Genomic DNA, 17,114 nt, shown 5'->3' with positions numbered 1-17,114 from the left:
ATAGCAAAAGGACGAGGTTTTCCCTCGTCCCTTTTTTATGGTAAGTATTTTATTTTCTCTTGAATTGGTGCTCTGTCTTTTGGTGCATTGATTTCTTCCGGATATCCTACCCCAAGTACTCCGACAACATTATAATCGTCAGATACACCTAAGATTTCACGGTTTTTTTGAGCATTTCCAACGGATGACCAGAATGTTCCTGCTCCATCTTCCCATGCCGCTAAATTAAAATTTTGAACGAAACAAGCTGTTGTAATTAAATTTTCATATGTTTCGATTTCGGTTGCACCATGCTTAGATAATACGGCTAGAACAACGGGTGCACCAAAAAAGTCAGCTTTATGATTTATTTTTCCCCTTGTCTCTTTTCCAACAACAAGCACTTCCCAAGGTTCTGTCATTTTATGGTTCGGCGCCATTGTCCCTGCTTGAAGCCATTTATTCAATTGCTCCTGACTAATTGAATCTGATTTAAAACTTTTGATGGTACGACGGGAATGAATGATTTCTAGTGTATTCAAGAAAAAGCCCTCCTAAATGAAAATTCATTAATCTTCCTTCTGATTAAGATTGTATGCCATCTTTTTTAAAATGTTTACGAGTGTTTCTTGTTCTTCAAAAGTTAGCTGATTGAACGGACCGGCAAGCAATTCTACTTGAGCGTCTTTCATTTTCGTAATAGATTCTCTACCTGTTTCTGTTAAGGTCACAACTTTGGTTCTTGCGTCATGTTGATTCGGTTCCCGAGAAACCATTCCTGCTAACTCTAAGCGATCAATCATTTGAGACATGGAACTTGAACGAACTTCCAACTGTTCTGCAAGTTGACCAATTGAACACCTATCGTGTTTCCAAAGGAAGCGAAGAATAAGCCATTGAGTCTTCGTCATCTCTGTTGCCTTTTGATTACTTCTCTGATTTCTCTTCATAGACCGACCAATCGCTTGAAAAAAATCAACAAATTGTTCCAGCTGCTGGTCACGTGATTTCATCAAGTCTTCACCTCATATATAAATTATATAGCGATCCTAAATAGTAGTCAATTTGAGCGAAGTCTTTTTAAAACTATTTTCTGTGATACATGATTGCTTATCATAAACAAAATTTTATTTCTGCTAAGTAATTTATAAACAAATCACCAAAATGTTTATAAGTACGATTGACACAAAATAAACATTGTAATAATATGTTTATAAATTAAATAAACAAATTATATTTCGGTTTATATCTCACTGTTAGGAAGTGTATGCATATGGAAATATCCAGCATGTTTTGGGAAGCAACTCTTGAGGAACTAAAGCAAGGATATATTGAAAATAAGGACTCTTATACTTGTTTATTATGCGAGAAGAAGATAGAAAAAGGGATTATTTATCCATACGAAAATAGACTTTACGAGGCAGAAAGATTTATGAGGGTCCATATTGAAAGCACTCACAGTAGTGTTTTTGATTATTTAATCGGAATGGACAAAAAACTTACCGGTCTTACCGACCATCAAAAGCGTCTTTTACAGCTTTTTTATCAAGGGAAAAATGACAAAGATATTCAAAATGAACTTGAAATTGGAAGTACCTCAACCATTCGCCAGCACCGGTTTGCCTTAAAGGAAAAGGAACGACAAGCAAAGACGTTTTTAGCCATGATGGAGTTACTCAAGGAAAAAGATGAGTTTGCACCTGCCTTTTTACCGGTCCATAAAACAGCCACAATGGTAGATGACAGATACAATATTACAGAGGATGAACAAGAGAAAATAATAAAGAAATACTTCCCACAGGGAACGCGAAAGCCTATTAGTAAATTCCCACCAAAAGAAAAACAAAGGCTAATTGTTCTAAGAGAAATTGCCGGTGCATTAGAGGCGGAACATATCTACAAAGAAAAAGAGCTCAATCAGACATTAAAATACTTTTATGAAGACTATGCCTTAATTAGAAGATATTTAATCGAATATGGTTTTATTAACCGTAAGTCAGACGGAAGTCAGTATTGGGTAAAAAAATAAGGGGGTAATTTAATGGATCGAAAAAAAGAATTAAAACATCAATTTAAAGAAACACCAGTTGAGGCAGGTGTTTATCAAATAAAAAACGAAAAAAATAACAAAGTCTTTATCGCAAGTACAAGAAATTTAAAAAGTTTAAATGGTAAAAAATTTATGTTAGAAACAAATAGTTTCATACCAAATAAACAACTCCAAAATGAATGGAATGCATTCGGAAAGGATGCATTCACATTTACAATTTTAGAAAAACTGAAAAAGAAGGATGAACCTTATTTTAATGAAAAAGAGGCTTTAGCCCTTCTGGAGGAAAAGTGGCTGGAACAGGTTCAGCCTTTTGGTGAGAAAGGGTACCATACAAAGTAATTGATTATTAGTAGAAAAAAGATAGACAGATCACTAGTGAAGCTCTATCTTTTTTCTAACCTAACCACTCATTTACATGGGCTATAATCCCTATGATCACTCCTATTACAGCTCCATCAAATTTAACGAAAAACAGTTAATCTATTTAATCTTTCTTTGCTTCATTATTCCTACTATTATTGGAACACCAGTACCTAAAAGAGTGAGCGGTAAAAACCATATACTAAAGCCACTTCCCCAGTCTAACGCAATAGAAGCTGATTCAAAAATAATAAACGCAAAAAGAATTAAACATATATTCTTCAGTTGATTAACTAGTTTTCGACTTGATAAATAAAACTTTTCTGCATTCGATTCATTTAAGCGCGCAGGATAATTGTGCACTTCAGGATATTTTTCTACTATCTGCATGGTAACTAACAAAAATGCCCCGACAATAGGTAAAATCACCATTTCCCATTTTGATCCCCAACGATCAACTTCTCCCATGGCATTATAATGTGCCGGAACCTCATCCGGGAGCATATTCCAAACGATCATTAAAAAGAGTACAGAACCTAAGTAAGAAGCATAGCCAATTATATCCCAGGTCCATTCACTTTTTGTTTTTTGAATGTGAATTTTAGGCCATTTCCAGGAAGTTGACATACCAATTCCTCCTCAAGATTATAAGATAAGTTCATGGCAATTTATTGCTACCATTAAATACGAATCTCCCCACCAAGAAGTTTCATCCTAAATAGTTGGAATAATACTAATTAAGGACAGAAAGAGGCTGCCAATGGCAACCTCCTTTCAAACACCTTTTTTCAGTTATAGTTTAAATCTTTTAATAAGGTGATTCAGATCTTCCGAAAGACTGGAGAGCTGTTCTGCACTTCCAGCGATTTCTTCCATAGAGCTGCTCGTTTGTTGAACAGAGGCTGCTGTTTGTTCAATTCCGGCAGCAGATTCCTCTGAAACGGAAGCTATATCATCAATGGAATTGTTCATTTTGATGCATTCCTGATCAATTTCATATAAACGCATCGCCACACCTTGAATTTTGTCTACTACTTCAGAGATTGAAATGTGGATAGTTTCGAATGTTTTCCCGGTGGTTTCTATGCCCATTGTTCCTTTTTCAACTTCAGAGTACCCTTCCTCCAACGAGCTGACTACCGCATATGAATCCACTTGGATGTTATGAACAATACCTGTAATATCAGATACGGAAGCAGATACTTGTTCAGCTAATTTTCGTACTTCACTTGCTACAACAGCAAAACCTTTTCCATGTTCTCCTGCTCTGGCAGCCTCAATAGCAGCATTTAATGCAAGTAGATTCGTTTGTTCAGCAATAGACTGGATAACACCGACTAAATTAGAAATTTCTTTAGACTGTTTATCTAAGTTTTTCATTTTTTCAACAGATGCTTTGACAATGTTGTTAATTTTATTCATTTGATCAATTGAAGATGCCATAAGACGACTGCCTTCTTCTGTTAAATCTTGCGCTGATACTGATGAAAGGACAATTTTTTCTCCAAAAGAGTTTGATTCTTTAATTTTATCAACAAAAGTAGTCATCGTTTCTGCTAGTTCAGTTGAAGCATGTGCTTGTGATTCAGATCCTGACGATAATTCCTGCATGGTTGATGCTACCTGATTGCTTCCGTCCTTTACTTCGTTAGCTGCTTGTGTTAGTTCTTCACTTTGGCTTGAAACCGTTCCTGACACGTTTGAAATTTGTTGAATCATTTCCCGCAAATTAGAAAGCATATTATTCATAGCTAAGCTTAATTGACCAATTTCATCTTTACCATCATAATCACTTGCTTCAATTTGTAGATTTCCGTCTGAAATTTCTCTAGCCATAGAAATGACCTTATTTAATGATTTTTGTACTGCACGGTTGACAATTAGCACTATACTAAACCCTAATAAGATGGAAGCGGAAATTGAAATAATTAGCGTGATGATCGACTGTTTAATGCTCTCTTTAGTATTTTGAACAGCCAGGTCTCGTTGGTTATTGATCATGCTTTTTAACTCATCCAGGTTTTTAACGGTGTTACTTCTTAGTACCTGTGTTGATTCTCTATTAAACTTGATATTATCAGTCTCTCCACTTTTGATCGCTGGGACAATAGTATTAAGAAAAAGATCATTTACTTCTTTGTCATTTTTTGCAATAACATTAAAATATAGCTCTTCTTCTTTCGTATCAATTGATTTCGACAGCTCATCTTGTAGAGCATTAAATTTCTCTTGTCTCTCTTTAAACTCTTCTATGTATTTTTCATCAGGATTCATAATATAGTCGGCAATTCGGATATCCTTACCTCTAAAAAGCGATGCCATCTCTGTTGTTTTTATAGCCCGATCTCCGCTTTTATCAAGTAAATTTAGTTGCGCTGATATATCTTGCATTTGACCATAAATAAAAAATGCAGAAATACCAAAGAGAATAATAGAAAAAATTAATGCAAGGCTATACTTCCAGCCTATTTTTAAATTTCTTAGCTTCTTCATAAACCTAATACTCCTATCTAAACCTAATTTATGTAACCATTTTCAACACTATTTATATCGGATTATTTTTTACAATATTTACAGTAATTTAATATTTAATTTAAAATTAATGCCAATGGATAAAAGAGTACATCATATCTAATCGTTAACAGGATTATGGTTTGTAAATGAAAATAGCGCTGATCCCTTGTTTATGGATAGCGCCCTTTATAAAAGAAATTTCTATGTAAGGTATTACAAACATTCTTATCTTTTTGTCAATTGGTTTCGATCTTCAATCATAGGAGGTTCTTCCATCCAACCGTTTTTCAACATAATTTTTCCACCTTGTTTTGCAAAATCAAGAATATCTTTCGAAAGGAGCGCCATTTTAGCTGGTAAATCTGTGCGTAAACTAAACGCACCGCCAAGTGCATTACTTCCGAGCCCAAAAGTCGTTAATAAGCTAGTATTATAAAGCATTAATTTATCTGAGAATGGAGCGATTGTAGAATCAGTCGCTTTTCCAGCATAAGTTGCAGGTGGTTCGATAAAATCTTGACGTAAAAATTCACCCAGCGATGTTTCGACTTTTTTAGAAAGCTCCATGCCTTTAATAAAATGATTTCTTACCTGTTGATTATTTGCTACTTGTGCAAAACCAATCATCAATTGCATCCCTGTCAGGTTTGTCTCAATGGCATGATGGATAAGAGAAATTTCTATTGTATTTAAAGATCTTTCATTACTAAGCCAGTTTAATCCTGCCATATATTTTTTATCATTGACATACTTTACTTCTTTTGGCATTGATACATAAGGAGGTCGAGAAAGAACCCCGGTTTCTAGCAAAGCCTCTGTTGTTTGATCATATACCTCTTGTGCTTCTGCAGTTAAACGTCTAAAAAATTGCCTAATATCCTGCCGGTAAGACATTGTTGAATAAAGTGCGTAAAGATTCGTATCTATTTTAGCCATCATATGTAAATACATAAGGTCATACATAAAATTGAATAGTTTTGGAACCCCTTTATTCACGTCTTCAACAGTAAAGCCATTTGGAATGACTGCGCCTTCCTCTTGAAAAAATTTTTTTAGAGTCTCAACACTTTTATCTGCACGTTCATAATAATTTTGTAGAATCGTTCTTGCTTCCTCATTATCCGCATGCTCAAGAAAGTATTCCAGAAATCTCATAATCATTGTTTTTTCTTGATATGTCATCCATAAATTCCCTAATTCCGAAGATGTAATTGGTACCCGAGCTGAACTAGCCATCCTAAAGCCTCCTATCCCTCATTTTTTTTACCTTTCCCAAACTGATGAAATTTTATTAATCACATATTTAATCTGATATTCTGTATGTTTTCAATGTTCTACTCTAACTAAAAATGGGTATTAGTCTTTTATAGCTACTAGGAGGCATGAATATGAAATTATATAATGGGGACCTATATTGGCCGGAAACCTATAAACACATATCAAAGTATAAACAGCTTAATGAAGTAATAACTTGTGATGTTTTAATTGTTGGTGGAGGAATGTCAGGCGCTTTGTGTGCCCACACTCTATCAAAGCTACCTATAAAAACAGTATTAGTTGAAAAGGAAACGATTGGAAGTGGGAGTTCAACGGCTAATACAGGTTTATTACAGTATGCAAACGATAAGATGCTTCATGAATTTATTGAAAAACTAGGGGAGGAAAAAGCGGTTCGATTTTATAAACTTTGTGTGAAGGCAGTAGATGACCTAGAAGTAGTGGCAAATGAACTTGCTGATCCTGTCGATTTTATTCGTAGAGATAGCCTCTATTATGCTAGTTCTGAAGAAGATGTCCCAAAGCTTCAAAAAGAATATGATGCACTTAAGAAGCATCAATTTGATGTAGACTACTTAGATAAAAACGCAATAAAGAAAATGTTCTCATTTGAAAAACCTGCGGCGCTATTAACCAAAGGGGATGCAGAAGTAAATCCATTTAAATTTATTCATACTATTATTAAGAATGCACATCAAAAAGGTGTTCGTATCTATGAGGAGACAGAATTACAGGAAATAGGATCTGATGAAGAATATATGTATTTTCAATCTGAGACCGGTAAAATAGCTGCAAAAAAGGTGATTTATTCAACTGGCTATGAGTCAATCCCGTTTGCTAAAAAGATCGGGGGGAAATTAAACCGGACGTATGCAATAGCAACAACACCCTTACCTGCTTTCCCAAACTGGACGGAAAACTGCTTAATATGGGAAACGAAACGACCTTATTTTTATATGCGTACAACGAAGGATGGAAGAATTATTGCCGGAGGACTAGATGAAAAAATAAATGAAGTACCTTCAAGTAAATCAATCATAGAGAAGCATAGTAAATTGCTGCTTCAAAAGATAAAAGAGCATTTTCCTCAATATAATGTAGATGTTTCTCATGCATGGGTTGCGAAATTTGGGGAATCAGTTGACGGTCTGCCGTTTATTGGGCAGCATCCCAAAAATGATAGGGTCTTTTACTGTCTTGGATATGGTGGAAATGGAACTGTTTATAGTATGATTGGCGCGCAAATGATAAAAGATTTAATAGTATATCAATCAAATCCCGATGCGGAGATCGTGCGTCTTGATCGTTAAACAAAACACTATTACTCTATACCTGCTTATATTTTGGTTGAACGGTTAATCATAAAGCATTAAAATAGCGCTCATCCATATACATGGATAGTGCCTATTTGTGCTGGTTCTTGCAGTTTTGCGGGTAAGGTTTTCATATTAGTAGCTGACAGCTAGTATATAAATGATGATTTTACCGTATACATGCTGCTTATACCAAGTAGAAATGAATCATGACAAGTAAAAAACTTATGCTAACTTTAGTAACCATTTATCTAACACATCCTATCCTTAAGTAGAATATTGGTGTAGCTATCGTTACAATTTAAAGGTAGCATACTTTTATTTAGCTAATGTTAATTGATTATTAATTCTATATTTAATTAAGTAGATCAAAATATGCGCATAGATATTTATTCACTTATAAAATCTGCCCATTAAAACTGTATGATAATACTTTCCATCAGATAAAAATTTGTCATTTTTTAGAACTCCTTCTACCTCGAAGCCATATTTTTCATACAGTTTTATCGCCTTTTGATTTTTTTCAAGAACACTCAAACTTATTTTCTTAATTCCGTTTGCCTCTGACCAAAGAATCGATTCTTTTAAAAGGTTTTGACCAATTCCATTTCCCCAATATTCCTTTAATACACAAACTCCAAATTCAACTTTATGCAAAGTTCTCTTTAATTTATTTCCCTCACATCTTGAAAATCCTACAATTTCCCCTTTTATTTCTGCAACTAAAAAAAGATTTCTTTCTGATTCTGTATCATCTTTAATGATTTGCTTAAATCCTTCTTCATCTATAAATGCTTCTCCACTTTCTCTATCCATATTTTCTGTTTCTCCATCAATCTTGACGCGAATTTCAGAGAGGCTTTTAGCATCTTTTTGATCAGCAGACCGTATGATATATTTAACTTTTTGACTAAGAAATTCTTTCTCTGTTCTTTTCATTCTTACACCTCATTTTCTTACATAGCAAACATTAGACTTACTGCTCATATAGATATGTAACCTTATGAACATCTTAAATATACCATAATTATCCACAAAGAATTATCTTTCTTCCAATAGTAGTACCTTTCCCTTTTCACTCATTAGAGGTAAAATAGTATTGTTTTGTTGATATAATTTCACATTATACATCTAGGATGAAAAGAAGGACGGGTATGAAATGAAAAATCTATCATCATCTGCAACAATCTTTGCATCCTTGCAATGGTTGTTTTTTATTTTTGCTAATACCGTTGTTGTCCCAATTTCTATTGGTACTGCATTTGATCTGCCTTACAGTGAAATCTCTGTTATTCTCCGTAGTTCACTTATTTTCACAGGGATTGCCTGTTTATTACAAGGGCTGGTCGGACACCGCTATCCTTTGATGGAAGGACATTCTGGTATCATGTGGGGCTTGATGCTTAACTTATGTGTGATTGCCTCATCAACCGGAACAAGTCTTCAAACAATTGGTGGCGGAATTGCAAGTGGTATGCTGCTTGCTGGAGTTGTCGTATTAATTTTTGGGTCTTTACGACTTATTTCTTATATTCAAAAAGTATTTACACCGATGGTTATGAGTGTTTACTTGTTTCTCTTAACCTTTCAATTAATTCTTATATTCTTTAAAGGGATGTTAAAGTTCACTCCTGAAGGGAAACTGGATGTTCCAGTTAGCTTGTTTTCACTTGGAGTTGTTCTATTAGTATGTTTGATCAAAATCAAAGGAAAGACTGTAATTAGTAATTTTGCTATATTAATTGGAATTGTCGTTGGCTGGATCTTTTACATCATTCTATTTCCAGCAGAACAAAGCACGATCACGCAATCGTCAGGCTCTGGCTTACATCTGTTCCCACTCGGCACCCCAAATCTTAATATTGGGATTATTGCCATTACCTTTCTAGCAAGCTTGATCAATTTAAGTAATACAATTGCATCAGTATCCACGGCCTCTGGCTTGTTTCATGATACATTTTCCCAAAGCCGTTTGGATCGTTCTTATTTGCTAAATGGAGCCTATTCAATCGTTTCAGCGTTATTTGGTTTAGTTCCTTATGCACCCTTTGCCTCATCAATTGGATTCCTGGAAAGTACACGAATTTTTCAACTTCGACCGTATCTGATTGGCGGGGGATTGATGGTACTATTAGGAAGTGTTCCGTTCTTAGGAGGCCTACTAGCTACTCTACCGGTTACAGTCGGTAATGCTGTTCTGTTTGTTGCATACTTTCAGTTGTTCGGAACTTCATTAAGAAGTATTCAAAATCAAACGTTCAACTCAATCACCATCCATCGTTTAGCCGTTCCGGTTTTGGTAGGAGTATGCATTATGAATATGGATGCGGAAATTTTCAATACATTACCTAGTCTGATTCGACCGTTGGTTTCAAATGGATTTATTATGGGAGTATTATTGTCTATCTTTCTGGAAATGTTTGTGAAATGGGAAAAAGGAAAAGTTCAGATGAATGAGGTTGAGGTATAAAAATAAAGATAGCAGGTATGTTTCACTATGTGAACATGCCTGCTAACATTTACATTCCTAATGATTCTTTTAAAATAGTTGTTAAATACTCAACATTCGTTATTTTTTTATTACATTCACTGCTATCCGCGCAAATAAGATTGCCTATGGATCTATAATAGTCTGGATTTTTAGATTTTCTTGCTTTTGTAATAGTAGAAAAAAAGACAACCTCACCTACAGAATGACAGACGGAACAATAATTAGACGTACTTGCCGATTTAACTTTACATTCTATACCGACCATGTTTCCATCAAGCTCATAAACGATAAATTTTTTATTTGAACCAAGATCGTTCCAACTCAAATAAGTCAGCTTACTATGGTCTATTAATGATAAATCCGGCAGCTTTAATTTCTTATTCTTCGGAAACATTTTTTTCAATTGTTGTTCGTTAATTTTCGGAAAAGGAATCACAAATGATGAAAGATGTTGGATATATTGATCATACTCGATATCTGTTTTTAGACTCGAAAGATCTAACATATTCTGTTGCTCGTATGTAGCATTTGGGATGTTGTCTAAGATTTTTGCATTGGCTAGATCAATTTCAGCCCTCATGACACTTTGCGGTACATTCCTTTTGGAAATATCCTTTATCAAAGCAATCTGTTTTTTAATAAAATTGAACTGTTCATTTCTAATGAATTTTTCAGTCATAACATAACTCTCCTATCAATTCTCTTATGTTTATTTTAAAGAAGAAAGACGACTTCTAAAATGGAGAAATTGACTTAGAAATGTTTTTTACCTAAAAGAGCACTGATGATGGATACTCACCAGTGCTCTTCTCTTACTTTTTATTTGAATAAACAATCTTCTTAATAGATTCGGGTGAAAGGTAATATTCATTAGCTAGTTGCTGAATACTATGTCCACCTGAAAAAGATTTTTTTATTGCAGCATTACGACGATCAAGCATTTGTCTCCCACCGCTTGAACTTCCCCATTTCCGATACTCTGTTTCCTGCTTAGGAATGTACAGCGTTTCCCCTTGGATATACTTTTGAATTTCTACAATTAGCTTCTCAGGTAAAACTTTGGTTGCATTAATATATGTCAATTTTGCCCGCTCCCTTATTTTGATTTGTTGAAAAATAAGGTGCAAAGCCAAAATATTAGAAAAGCTTGCTCAGCGATAAAGGTAAATGTTTCGCCCCATGCAAAGTATCGCCTTTCCAATAATAGGCTTTGCATGAGTAGAAGAAGTCCCGGACAATCTTATATGATTCTCCACCTAGTAGCACCCCCTTTAATGTAAAATTATACCGGAATTTCAGTGTAGATTGAATGGATATCTACACTTTTTACTTCTATGATAAATGTCAGAATATTCCCAAGAAACCTTTCATCCTTGAAAAATAATGTAAAATCTAGTACACTCTTCAAAGTAAGATCAAACCAAATAAATTATACACCTGTATAACCTCTAGAATATGGCTGGAGGGTCTCTACCAGGAACCTTAAAATCCTGATTACAGAAAATGAATGTTTCGTTTTCTGTAATTAGGATTTTTTTATTTCCCAAAAAAACACTTAATAAGAGAGGATAGATAGCTATGAACATAAAAGTTTTTATACTCGCCTTATCCACTGTCGCAGTTGGACTTGTTGAATTAATTGTAGGAGGAATACTCCCTGCCATTGCTAACGATTTTAACATCTCATTAAGCACTGCCGGACAACTCATTTCTGTATTTGCCCTTATTTATGCTATTGCCGGTCCTGTATTACTTGTTCTAACTAGCAAAATCGAGCGAAAAAAGGTATATCTTATTTCCTTGTTTGTGTTCTTTACAGGAAATATTATGACTTATTTTAGTTCAAGCTTTACCTTTATGATGATCGCAAGAGTCTTGACTGCGATGAGTACAGCACTGATCGTTGTACTTTCGTTAACCATCGCAGCTAAGATTGTTGCTCCGACCCACCGTGCAAAGGCTTTGGGGCTCATCTATATGGGAATTAGTTCATCACTTGTGATGGGTGTACCACTTGGAATCCTCATTTCCAATGCATTCGGCTGGCGCATCATTTTCCTTGGAATTGCCATTTTATCCATTGGCTCCATTGTTCTTATTGGAATCTTCTTAGAGCGAATTCCTGGAGAAAACACGATTCCACTTTTACAACAGATAAAAGCAGTTGCCAGTATGAAAATAGGTAGTGCCCACCTTGCAACAATGTTTATGCTAGCAGGGCATTATACGATTTATGCCTATTTCACTCCGTTTTTAGAAACAGAACTTCATCTGAATTCAAATTGGATCAGTATTTGTTATTTACTATTAGGGTTTGCAGCCGTAAGTGGAGGAGCGTTTGGAGGAATTCTTTCTGATTCAATCGGCGCTCAAAAAAGCATCATCGTGGTAATCAGCTCATTTGCATTCGTGTTATTTTTATTACCATTAACAACTTTTTCGCTTATCCTATTTATACCGATCATGATGGTTTGGGCAGCATTAAGCTGGAGTTTGGCACCACCACAACAAAGCTATTTAATTCAAACAGACCCTGCTACATCCGACATTCAGCAAAGCTTTAATAATTCTGCCTTGCAAATTGGTATTGCACTTGGGTCAGCATTTGGCGGTATCGTATTAAATGAAACCGGATCAGTTTCCAACACTGCATGGTTTGGAGGCGTTATTGTCATCATCTCTTTACTTTGTGCAGTGTATTCTATAAGAAGTAAAGCGGTCGTCATAAGGGACAATTCCATTTCATTTTCGCAAAAGACAAATTCGCATACACAAGCTTAAAACACCTTACTTGTGTTAAAATAGACATTTTTTATTTACACTTGGTTATTTTTATATATGCACCTGAAAATGGTTGATCGGAAGTTATTTATGTAGGTGATGAAGGACATTCTAGATCCAAATATGCGAGGGGAATGTCTTTCTTGATGGCGATGAAGGACATTCTAGATCAGCTTGAAGTAGAATGTCCTTCATATAGACTATGAAGGACACTACGGAGGAAACTATAGAGTAAATAGTCCTTCGCAAGCGAATCAATAAAGTCAAATCGACCTGTCAGAAGAATTCTATCCATTAATGAGTAAGCTCAACCGCTATAAACGCCATCACATGTTCCAGCTGCTGGTTCATAATAACAGTGATTTTTAAATTGGCCGGCGAAAGGCTGACCATACCATGTAGGAGGGCATGGGGCATATGGGTTAAAATACCAGAGTGCATACTTAGCTGGGTGTTGTCTCCAAAAATCCAAATTCTGTTTTGCTAATCTTCTCTCAGATTCTCGTGCTCTTTGATAAAACATATTCCCTTTTTGAACAGCTTCAAAGGAATAATTTCCCCCTTGGACTTGATAAATGACTTGAGGCACTGTTCTCAGTCCTTCAAAGTCTGAACAATTTGCTACAAGCCGATTAACGATGACATTTCCAACATATAACATTCCTTGCTTTCCTTCACCTTCAGCTTCTGCCCTCATCATCCTTGCCATTAAGTCAACGTCAGAACTACGATACTTTGCTCTTGCCATTTTATCACCCCAAAAATATAGTATGAAAAAAAGTGAATATTAATGCCACGGTTATAAAATAAGGTTAAGTGGAAGAAATCTCTAGCATCCCATTTATTCAACGACCCCAGTTTTTACGAAAACCCCTTGAACACAGATCAGATAGAATAGAATAAAAACACAAACACATACTATTCATTGTCTAACAAGACACCAACCTTAATTAGGAGAAAAAATTAATGGATTTTAAAAAAACTATAGGGAGTGCTTTTATGGGAATTTTAAGTGGTAATCCTCAAAACGAACCATTACATTATGGAGAGGTTTTCGGTGCTTGGTCTTTTCTGTTAACTTCAAAAGCCATGGTGGCTGGATATCAGACGAAGCTTAATCATACTGGTGATGAGGATCTTCGTAAATTACTAGTTGAAGCAATTGAACAATGTCAACAAGAAATGAAACAAATTGAAGGTTTACTAAAGGAGAATGGAATTGGGCTTCCTCCTACACCACCAGAACGTCCGAATGCTCGATTAGAGGATATCCCACCAGGAGCAAAATTCATGGATCCTGAAATTTCCGCTGCTTTATCTGCAAATATTGCCGCTGGATTGGTTGCATGCAGTCAAATGATTGGTCAAGCCATTAGAGAAGATATTGCTATGATGTTTGGTCAAATACATACACAAAAAGCCACTCTTGGCGGCAAGGTTCTTCGACTTAACAAGGAAAAGGGCTGGCTGATTCCACCTCCCCTACACCTAAATAAAGCAGATGATTGTTGATAAGTATTAAGTTTTAAAACGTCTTAGCTCTATTCAGAAGAGCTAAGACGTTTTATTTTTGTAATAAATTACTTCACCCTTCTAGCTGCCTGCTGAATAGGATCCCATACCCCATTATATGGAGGAGCATACGCAAGATCCAGATCAAGCAGTTCATCAGTTGTCATTGAATGAAATATGGCAGTTGCAAGAACATCAATTCGTTTGTCTATCCCATTTTCTCCTATAATTTGCCCACCAAGAACTTTATATGTTTCTTTATGATAGACAAGTTTCAATTGCATCTTTTTATCATTAGGATAGTACCCTGCGATATCCCTTGATGTAATCGTTACTGAACCACATGGAATATGCAGCATGTTTGCTTCTGTTTCTGAAATTCCTGTTCTCCCTAAAGTTAAATCAAAAAATTTGATAATTGAAGTACCTACAACACCTTTAAATGTTTTATGTATATTCACAATGTTTAATCCGGCGATTTGCCCCTGTTTATTGGCATGTGTTCCTAACGGAATATGATCATCCTTTTCTTTTACCCGATGATATTGTGTTGCACAATCTCCCGCAGCATAGATATCTTCAATACTAGTTTGCATATAAGCATTTACTTGGATCGCGCCATTAACACTTGTTTGGATGTCAGTTCCTTCTAAGAATGCAGTATTAGGCTTCACACCTACAGCGACTAATACTAAATCTGTTTCATACTTCCCTTTATCGGTTTTTACGAATTCAACATGCTCATGCCCCCCGAAAGCTTCAACAGATTCACCAAGTCTTAACTCAATGTTTTGCTTCACTGCTTCCTCATGAATAAGTTCCGACATATCTTTATCAAATATTTTTGCTAATTGCTCATTCCGTTCAATGAGCGTTACCTTCTTGCCAAGCTCTGCAAAGCTTTCAGCCATTTCGAGGCCAATGTAGCCACCGCCAATCACCGTTACATTTTTTATTTCTTTCTCAAGATAGTTCATAATTTCCTTCGCATCTGGAATGGTCTTTAAGGTGAACACACCTTGAAGTTCCACGCCATCCCAATTTGGAATAACAGAGGCTACTCCGGTTGCAATTAGAAGGCGGTCATAGGATATACTAAAAGCTTCACCATTACTATGGATCAAGCCGCTTACCATTTTATTTTCAGCATCTACCTTTTCAACTTCATGAAAAACTCGTGCATCAATTCCATATTTCTCTTTAAATGTTGTCTGTGTACGGGCTATCAGTTTATCTGTTGACTCAATTTTTCCGCTAATCACATAGGGCAGGCCACATTGTCCGTACGAATACACTCCACCCTTTTCCAAAACAGTAATTTCATGTCCAGTGCTGTTTCTGACAATTTGCATAGCTGCACTCATGCCTGCTGCATCTCCACCAATAATAACTACTTTCATCTGCATCCCTCCTATCTTTATTTTCCATTTATGACTGATTTTTAAACATGGTGATTTATTGGAATAATGAATGGAAACATGTATTCCTGGTAAATATTTCTCTCTTCTAAAAATTTGAATACCTATATAATTTCAAAATTTTCCCTTATATAATATGTATATACTCCTGTTTCTTCTTTGTAAAGAACACTTTTACAATTTAGAATAACCTCCTTTACAATACGATGATAATTTGATGTCGTAATACACTTTAAAATCAGGAGGTTTTTGTATAAGATGTGTAGGGAAGTTTAGTTTTCTTGTTGCCATTGTTTTTGTTTTGTTCACTTCGCTTTTTTCATTTGATTCTTTGAAAGCAGTAAGCTCTTTAACCGTTTCACAAGCTGTTCAAACACAGAATAATTCAGTCCAGACTGTTGAGGGGTACGTCGTAGGAAAACCAATTTCTTCATCAACAGTCGTAAAAAGCAATTTTCCAGACGATTATGCTTTAGCTCTTGCAGATAGTAGTAATGAAACAAATTCTTCAAACATGCTATATGTTCAGATACCTTCTGAATTTCGTTCACAATTTGGGTTAAAAACAAACCCTGATTTAATGGGAAAGAAACTAAAGGTAACCGGTCAATTAACAGCCTATTACTCTCATCCAGGACTGAAAAACACATCACAAATGGTGGAATTGAGTTCAGGTGATACTCCAGAAGATCCTCCAGAAGACACAACAGGTGACTATTATGAAAATGCGCAAGGTAAAACAGGTGCCAGCTTAAAAACAGCCTTACATAACATCATTGATGATCATACTGAAATTTCCTATTCAAATGTCTGGGAAGCACTAAGAAACACAGATGAAGATCCTGCTAATCACAATAATGTCATTCTCTTATATACGGGAAGGTCCCAGAGTAAAACCTCAAATGGATCATCTATTGACTCATGGAACCGCGAACATGTTTGGGCAAAATCACACGGTGATTTTGGAACATCAATGGGAGCAGGTACAGATCTTCACCATTTACGACCAACAGATGTAACAGTGAATAGTGCAAGGGGCAATAAAGATTTCGATAATGGAGGCACAGCCCAGAAAGAAGCTCCTGATACGTATGCTGATAGTGACTCTTGGGAACCACGCGATGAAGTAAAAGGTGATGTTGCTAGAATGATTTTCTATATGGCTGTCCGCTATGAAGGAGACAATGGCGAGTTAGACTTAGAGGTTAATGAAAACGTAAATAACGGCTCAGCTCCATTACATGGAAAGCTATCAACATTGTTACAATGGCACAAAGAGGATCCTGTTGATAATTTTGAACGAAACCGAAATGAAATCATTTATCAGGACTATCAACACAATCGCAATCCATTTATTGATCATCCTGAATGGGTAGAGGCAATTTGGTAGAAACCTCACATAAAAAAAAGGTCAC

The 17,114-nt window shown here is 35.6% G+C and carries 17 protein-coding genes and 1 riboswitch; of the genes, 7 read left to right on the top strand and 10 right to left on the bottom strand.

Annotated features, from left to right (window positions below; all coding sequences use genetic code 11):
* Positions 1-35 precede the first annotated feature (35 nt).
* Both HWV59_RS23415 and HWV59_RS23410 read right to left on the bottom strand, forming a co-directional pair.
* A complete protein-coding gene (locus HWV59_RS23415; protein ID WP_102228490.1) occupies positions 36-521 on the bottom strand; it encodes a nitroreductase family protein in 486 nt (161 codons plus the stop codon).
* Positions 522-548: 27 nt separating this feature from the next.
* Positions 549-992 (bottom strand): MarR family winged helix-turn-helix transcriptional regulator, encoded by a 444-nt coding sequence (locus tag HWV59_RS23410; RefSeq protein WP_102228489.1) that lies wholly within the window; start codon positions 990-992, stop codon positions 549-551.
* Positions 993-1,252: 260 nt separating this feature from the next.
* Between HWV59_RS23410 and HWV59_RS23405 the strand changes: the two genes are divergently transcribed.
* Both HWV59_RS23405 and HWV59_RS23400 read left to right on the top strand, forming a co-directional pair.
* Positions 1,253-2,008 carry a DUF2087 domain-containing protein gene (locus HWV59_RS23405; RefSeq protein ID WP_175640466.1) on the top strand — a complete coding sequence of 252 codons (756 nt, stop codon included), beginning with the start codon at positions 1,253-1,255 and terminating at the stop codon, positions 2,006-2,008.
* Between the two features lie 12 nt (positions 2,009-2,020).
* Positions 2,021-2,371, top strand: a complete 351-nt coding sequence (locus tag HWV59_RS23400; RefSeq protein WP_175640465.1) for a GIY-YIG nuclease family protein — start codon at positions 2,021-2,023, stop codon at positions 2,369-2,371.
* Between the two features lie 141 nt (positions 2,372-2,512).
* On the opposite strand, the gene HWV59_RS23395 is transcribed toward HWV59_RS23400, so the two are convergent.
* The 3 genes from HWV59_RS23395 to HWV59_RS23385 all read right to left on the bottom strand — a co-directional run bounded on the left by HWV59_RS23395 (position 2,513) and on the right by HWV59_RS23385 (position 6,142).
* Positions 2,513-3,019 (bottom strand): DUF1648 domain-containing protein, encoded by a 507-nt coding sequence (locus HWV59_RS23395; protein WP_175640464.1) that lies wholly within the window; start codon positions 3,017-3,019, stop codon positions 2,513-2,515.
* Between the two features lie 165 nt (positions 3,020-3,184).
* Positions 3,185-4,885: a methyl-accepting chemotaxis protein gene (locus HWV59_RS23390; RefSeq protein WP_175640463.1), complete on the bottom strand. Its 1,701-nt coding sequence runs from the start codon at positions 4,883-4,885 to the stop codon at positions 3,185-3,187.
* Positions 4,886-5,131: 246 nt separating this feature from the next.
* Complete coding sequence (locus HWV59_RS23385) at positions 5,132-6,142, bottom strand: DUF3231 family protein (RefSeq protein ID WP_175640462.1); 1,011 nt, start codon at positions 6,140-6,142, stop codon at positions 5,132-5,134.
* A gap of 152 nt (positions 6,143-6,294) precedes the next feature.
* Between HWV59_RS23385 and HWV59_RS23380 the strand changes: the two genes are divergently transcribed.
* Complete coding sequence (locus tag HWV59_RS23380; protein WP_175640461.1) at positions 6,295-7,494, top strand: NAD(P)/FAD-dependent oxidoreductase; 1,200 nt, start codon at positions 6,295-6,297, stop codon at positions 7,492-7,494.
* Between the two features lie 396 nt (positions 7,495-7,890).
* Here HWV59_RS23380 and HWV59_RS23375 read toward each other — a convergent pair whose 3' ends face one another.
* Positions 7,891-8,436, bottom strand: a complete 546-nt coding sequence (locus tag HWV59_RS23375; protein WP_175640460.1) for a GNAT family N-acetyltransferase — start codon at positions 8,434-8,436, stop codon at positions 7,891-7,893.
* Positions 8,437-8,656: 220 nt separating this feature from the next.
* On the opposite strand from HWV59_RS23375, the gene HWV59_RS23370 reads away from it, so the two are divergent.
* Positions 8,657-9,967 (top strand): uracil/xanthine transporter, encoded by a 1,311-nt coding sequence (locus HWV59_RS23370; protein ID WP_175640459.1) that lies wholly within the window; start codon positions 8,657-8,659, stop codon positions 9,965-9,967.
* A 49-nt stretch (positions 9,968-10,016) separates the two neighbouring features.
* On the opposite strand, the gene HWV59_RS23365 is transcribed toward HWV59_RS23370, so the two are convergent.
* Together HWV59_RS23365 and HWV59_RS23360 are read right to left on the bottom strand one after the other, a co-directional pair.
* Positions 10,017-10,667 carry a FusB/FusC family EF-G-binding protein gene (locus HWV59_RS23365; protein WP_102228479.1) on the bottom strand — a complete coding sequence of 217 codons (651 nt, stop codon included), beginning with the start codon at positions 10,665-10,667 and terminating at the stop codon, positions 10,017-10,019.
* A 133-nt stretch (positions 10,668-10,800) separates the two neighbouring features.
* Positions 10,801-11,070: a CD3324 family protein gene (locus tag HWV59_RS23360; RefSeq protein ID WP_102228478.1), complete on the bottom strand. Its 270-nt coding sequence runs from the start codon at positions 11,068-11,070 to the stop codon at positions 10,801-10,803.
* Between the two features lie 335 nt (positions 11,071-11,405).
* A riboswitch (purine riboswitch) is annotated at positions 11,406-11,505 on the top strand.
* 61 nt (positions 11,506-11,566) lie between these two features.
* Between HWV59_RS23360 and HWV59_RS23355 the strand changes: the two genes are divergently transcribed.
* Positions 11,567-12,769 carry an MFS transporter gene (locus HWV59_RS23355; RefSeq protein WP_175640458.1) on the top strand — a complete coding sequence of 401 codons (1,203 nt, stop codon included), beginning with the start codon at positions 11,567-11,569 and terminating at the stop codon, positions 12,767-12,769.
* Between the two features lie 307 nt (positions 12,770-13,076).
* On the opposite strand, the gene HWV59_RS23350 is transcribed toward HWV59_RS23355, so the two are convergent.
* A complete protein-coding gene (locus HWV59_RS23350; protein WP_102228476.1) occupies positions 13,077-13,517 on the bottom strand; it encodes a cell wall hydrolase in 441 nt (146 codons plus the stop codon).
* Positions 13,518-13,768: 251 nt separating this feature from the next.
* Here HWV59_RS23350 and HWV59_RS23345 point away from each other — a divergent pair, with 251 nt between their 5' ends.
* The gene (locus tag HWV59_RS23345; protein ID WP_102228823.1) at positions 13,769-14,281 is read left to right on the top strand and encodes a DUF3231 family protein; all 513 of its coding nucleotides are present in this window, start codon (positions 13,769-13,771) and stop codon (positions 14,279-14,281) included.
* Positions 14,282-14,349: 68 nt separating this feature from the next.
* Here HWV59_RS23345 and HWV59_RS23340 read toward each other — a convergent pair whose 3' ends face one another.
* The gene (locus HWV59_RS23340; RefSeq protein ID WP_175640457.1) at positions 14,350-15,681 is read right to left on the bottom strand and encodes a CoA-disulfide reductase; all 1,332 of its coding nucleotides are present in this window, start codon (positions 15,679-15,681) and stop codon (positions 14,350-14,352) included.
* A gap of 307 nt (positions 15,682-15,988) precedes the next feature.
* Here HWV59_RS23340 and HWV59_RS23335 point away from each other — a divergent pair, with 307 nt between their 5' ends.
* A complete protein-coding gene (locus HWV59_RS23335) occupies positions 15,989-17,089 on the top strand; it encodes an endonuclease (protein ID WP_407941664.1) in 1,101 nt (366 codons plus the stop codon).
* The last annotated feature ends 25 nt before the right edge of the window (positions 17,090-17,114 follow it).

It is taken from the genome of Metabacillus schmidteae (assembly GCF_903166545.1).
GTDB lineage: Bacteria > Bacillota > Bacilli > Bacillales > Bacillaceae > Metabacillus > Metabacillus schmidteae.
The sequence above is the reverse complement of the archived record's forward strand: the minus strand, read 5'-3'. Positions and strand labels throughout refer to the sequence as shown.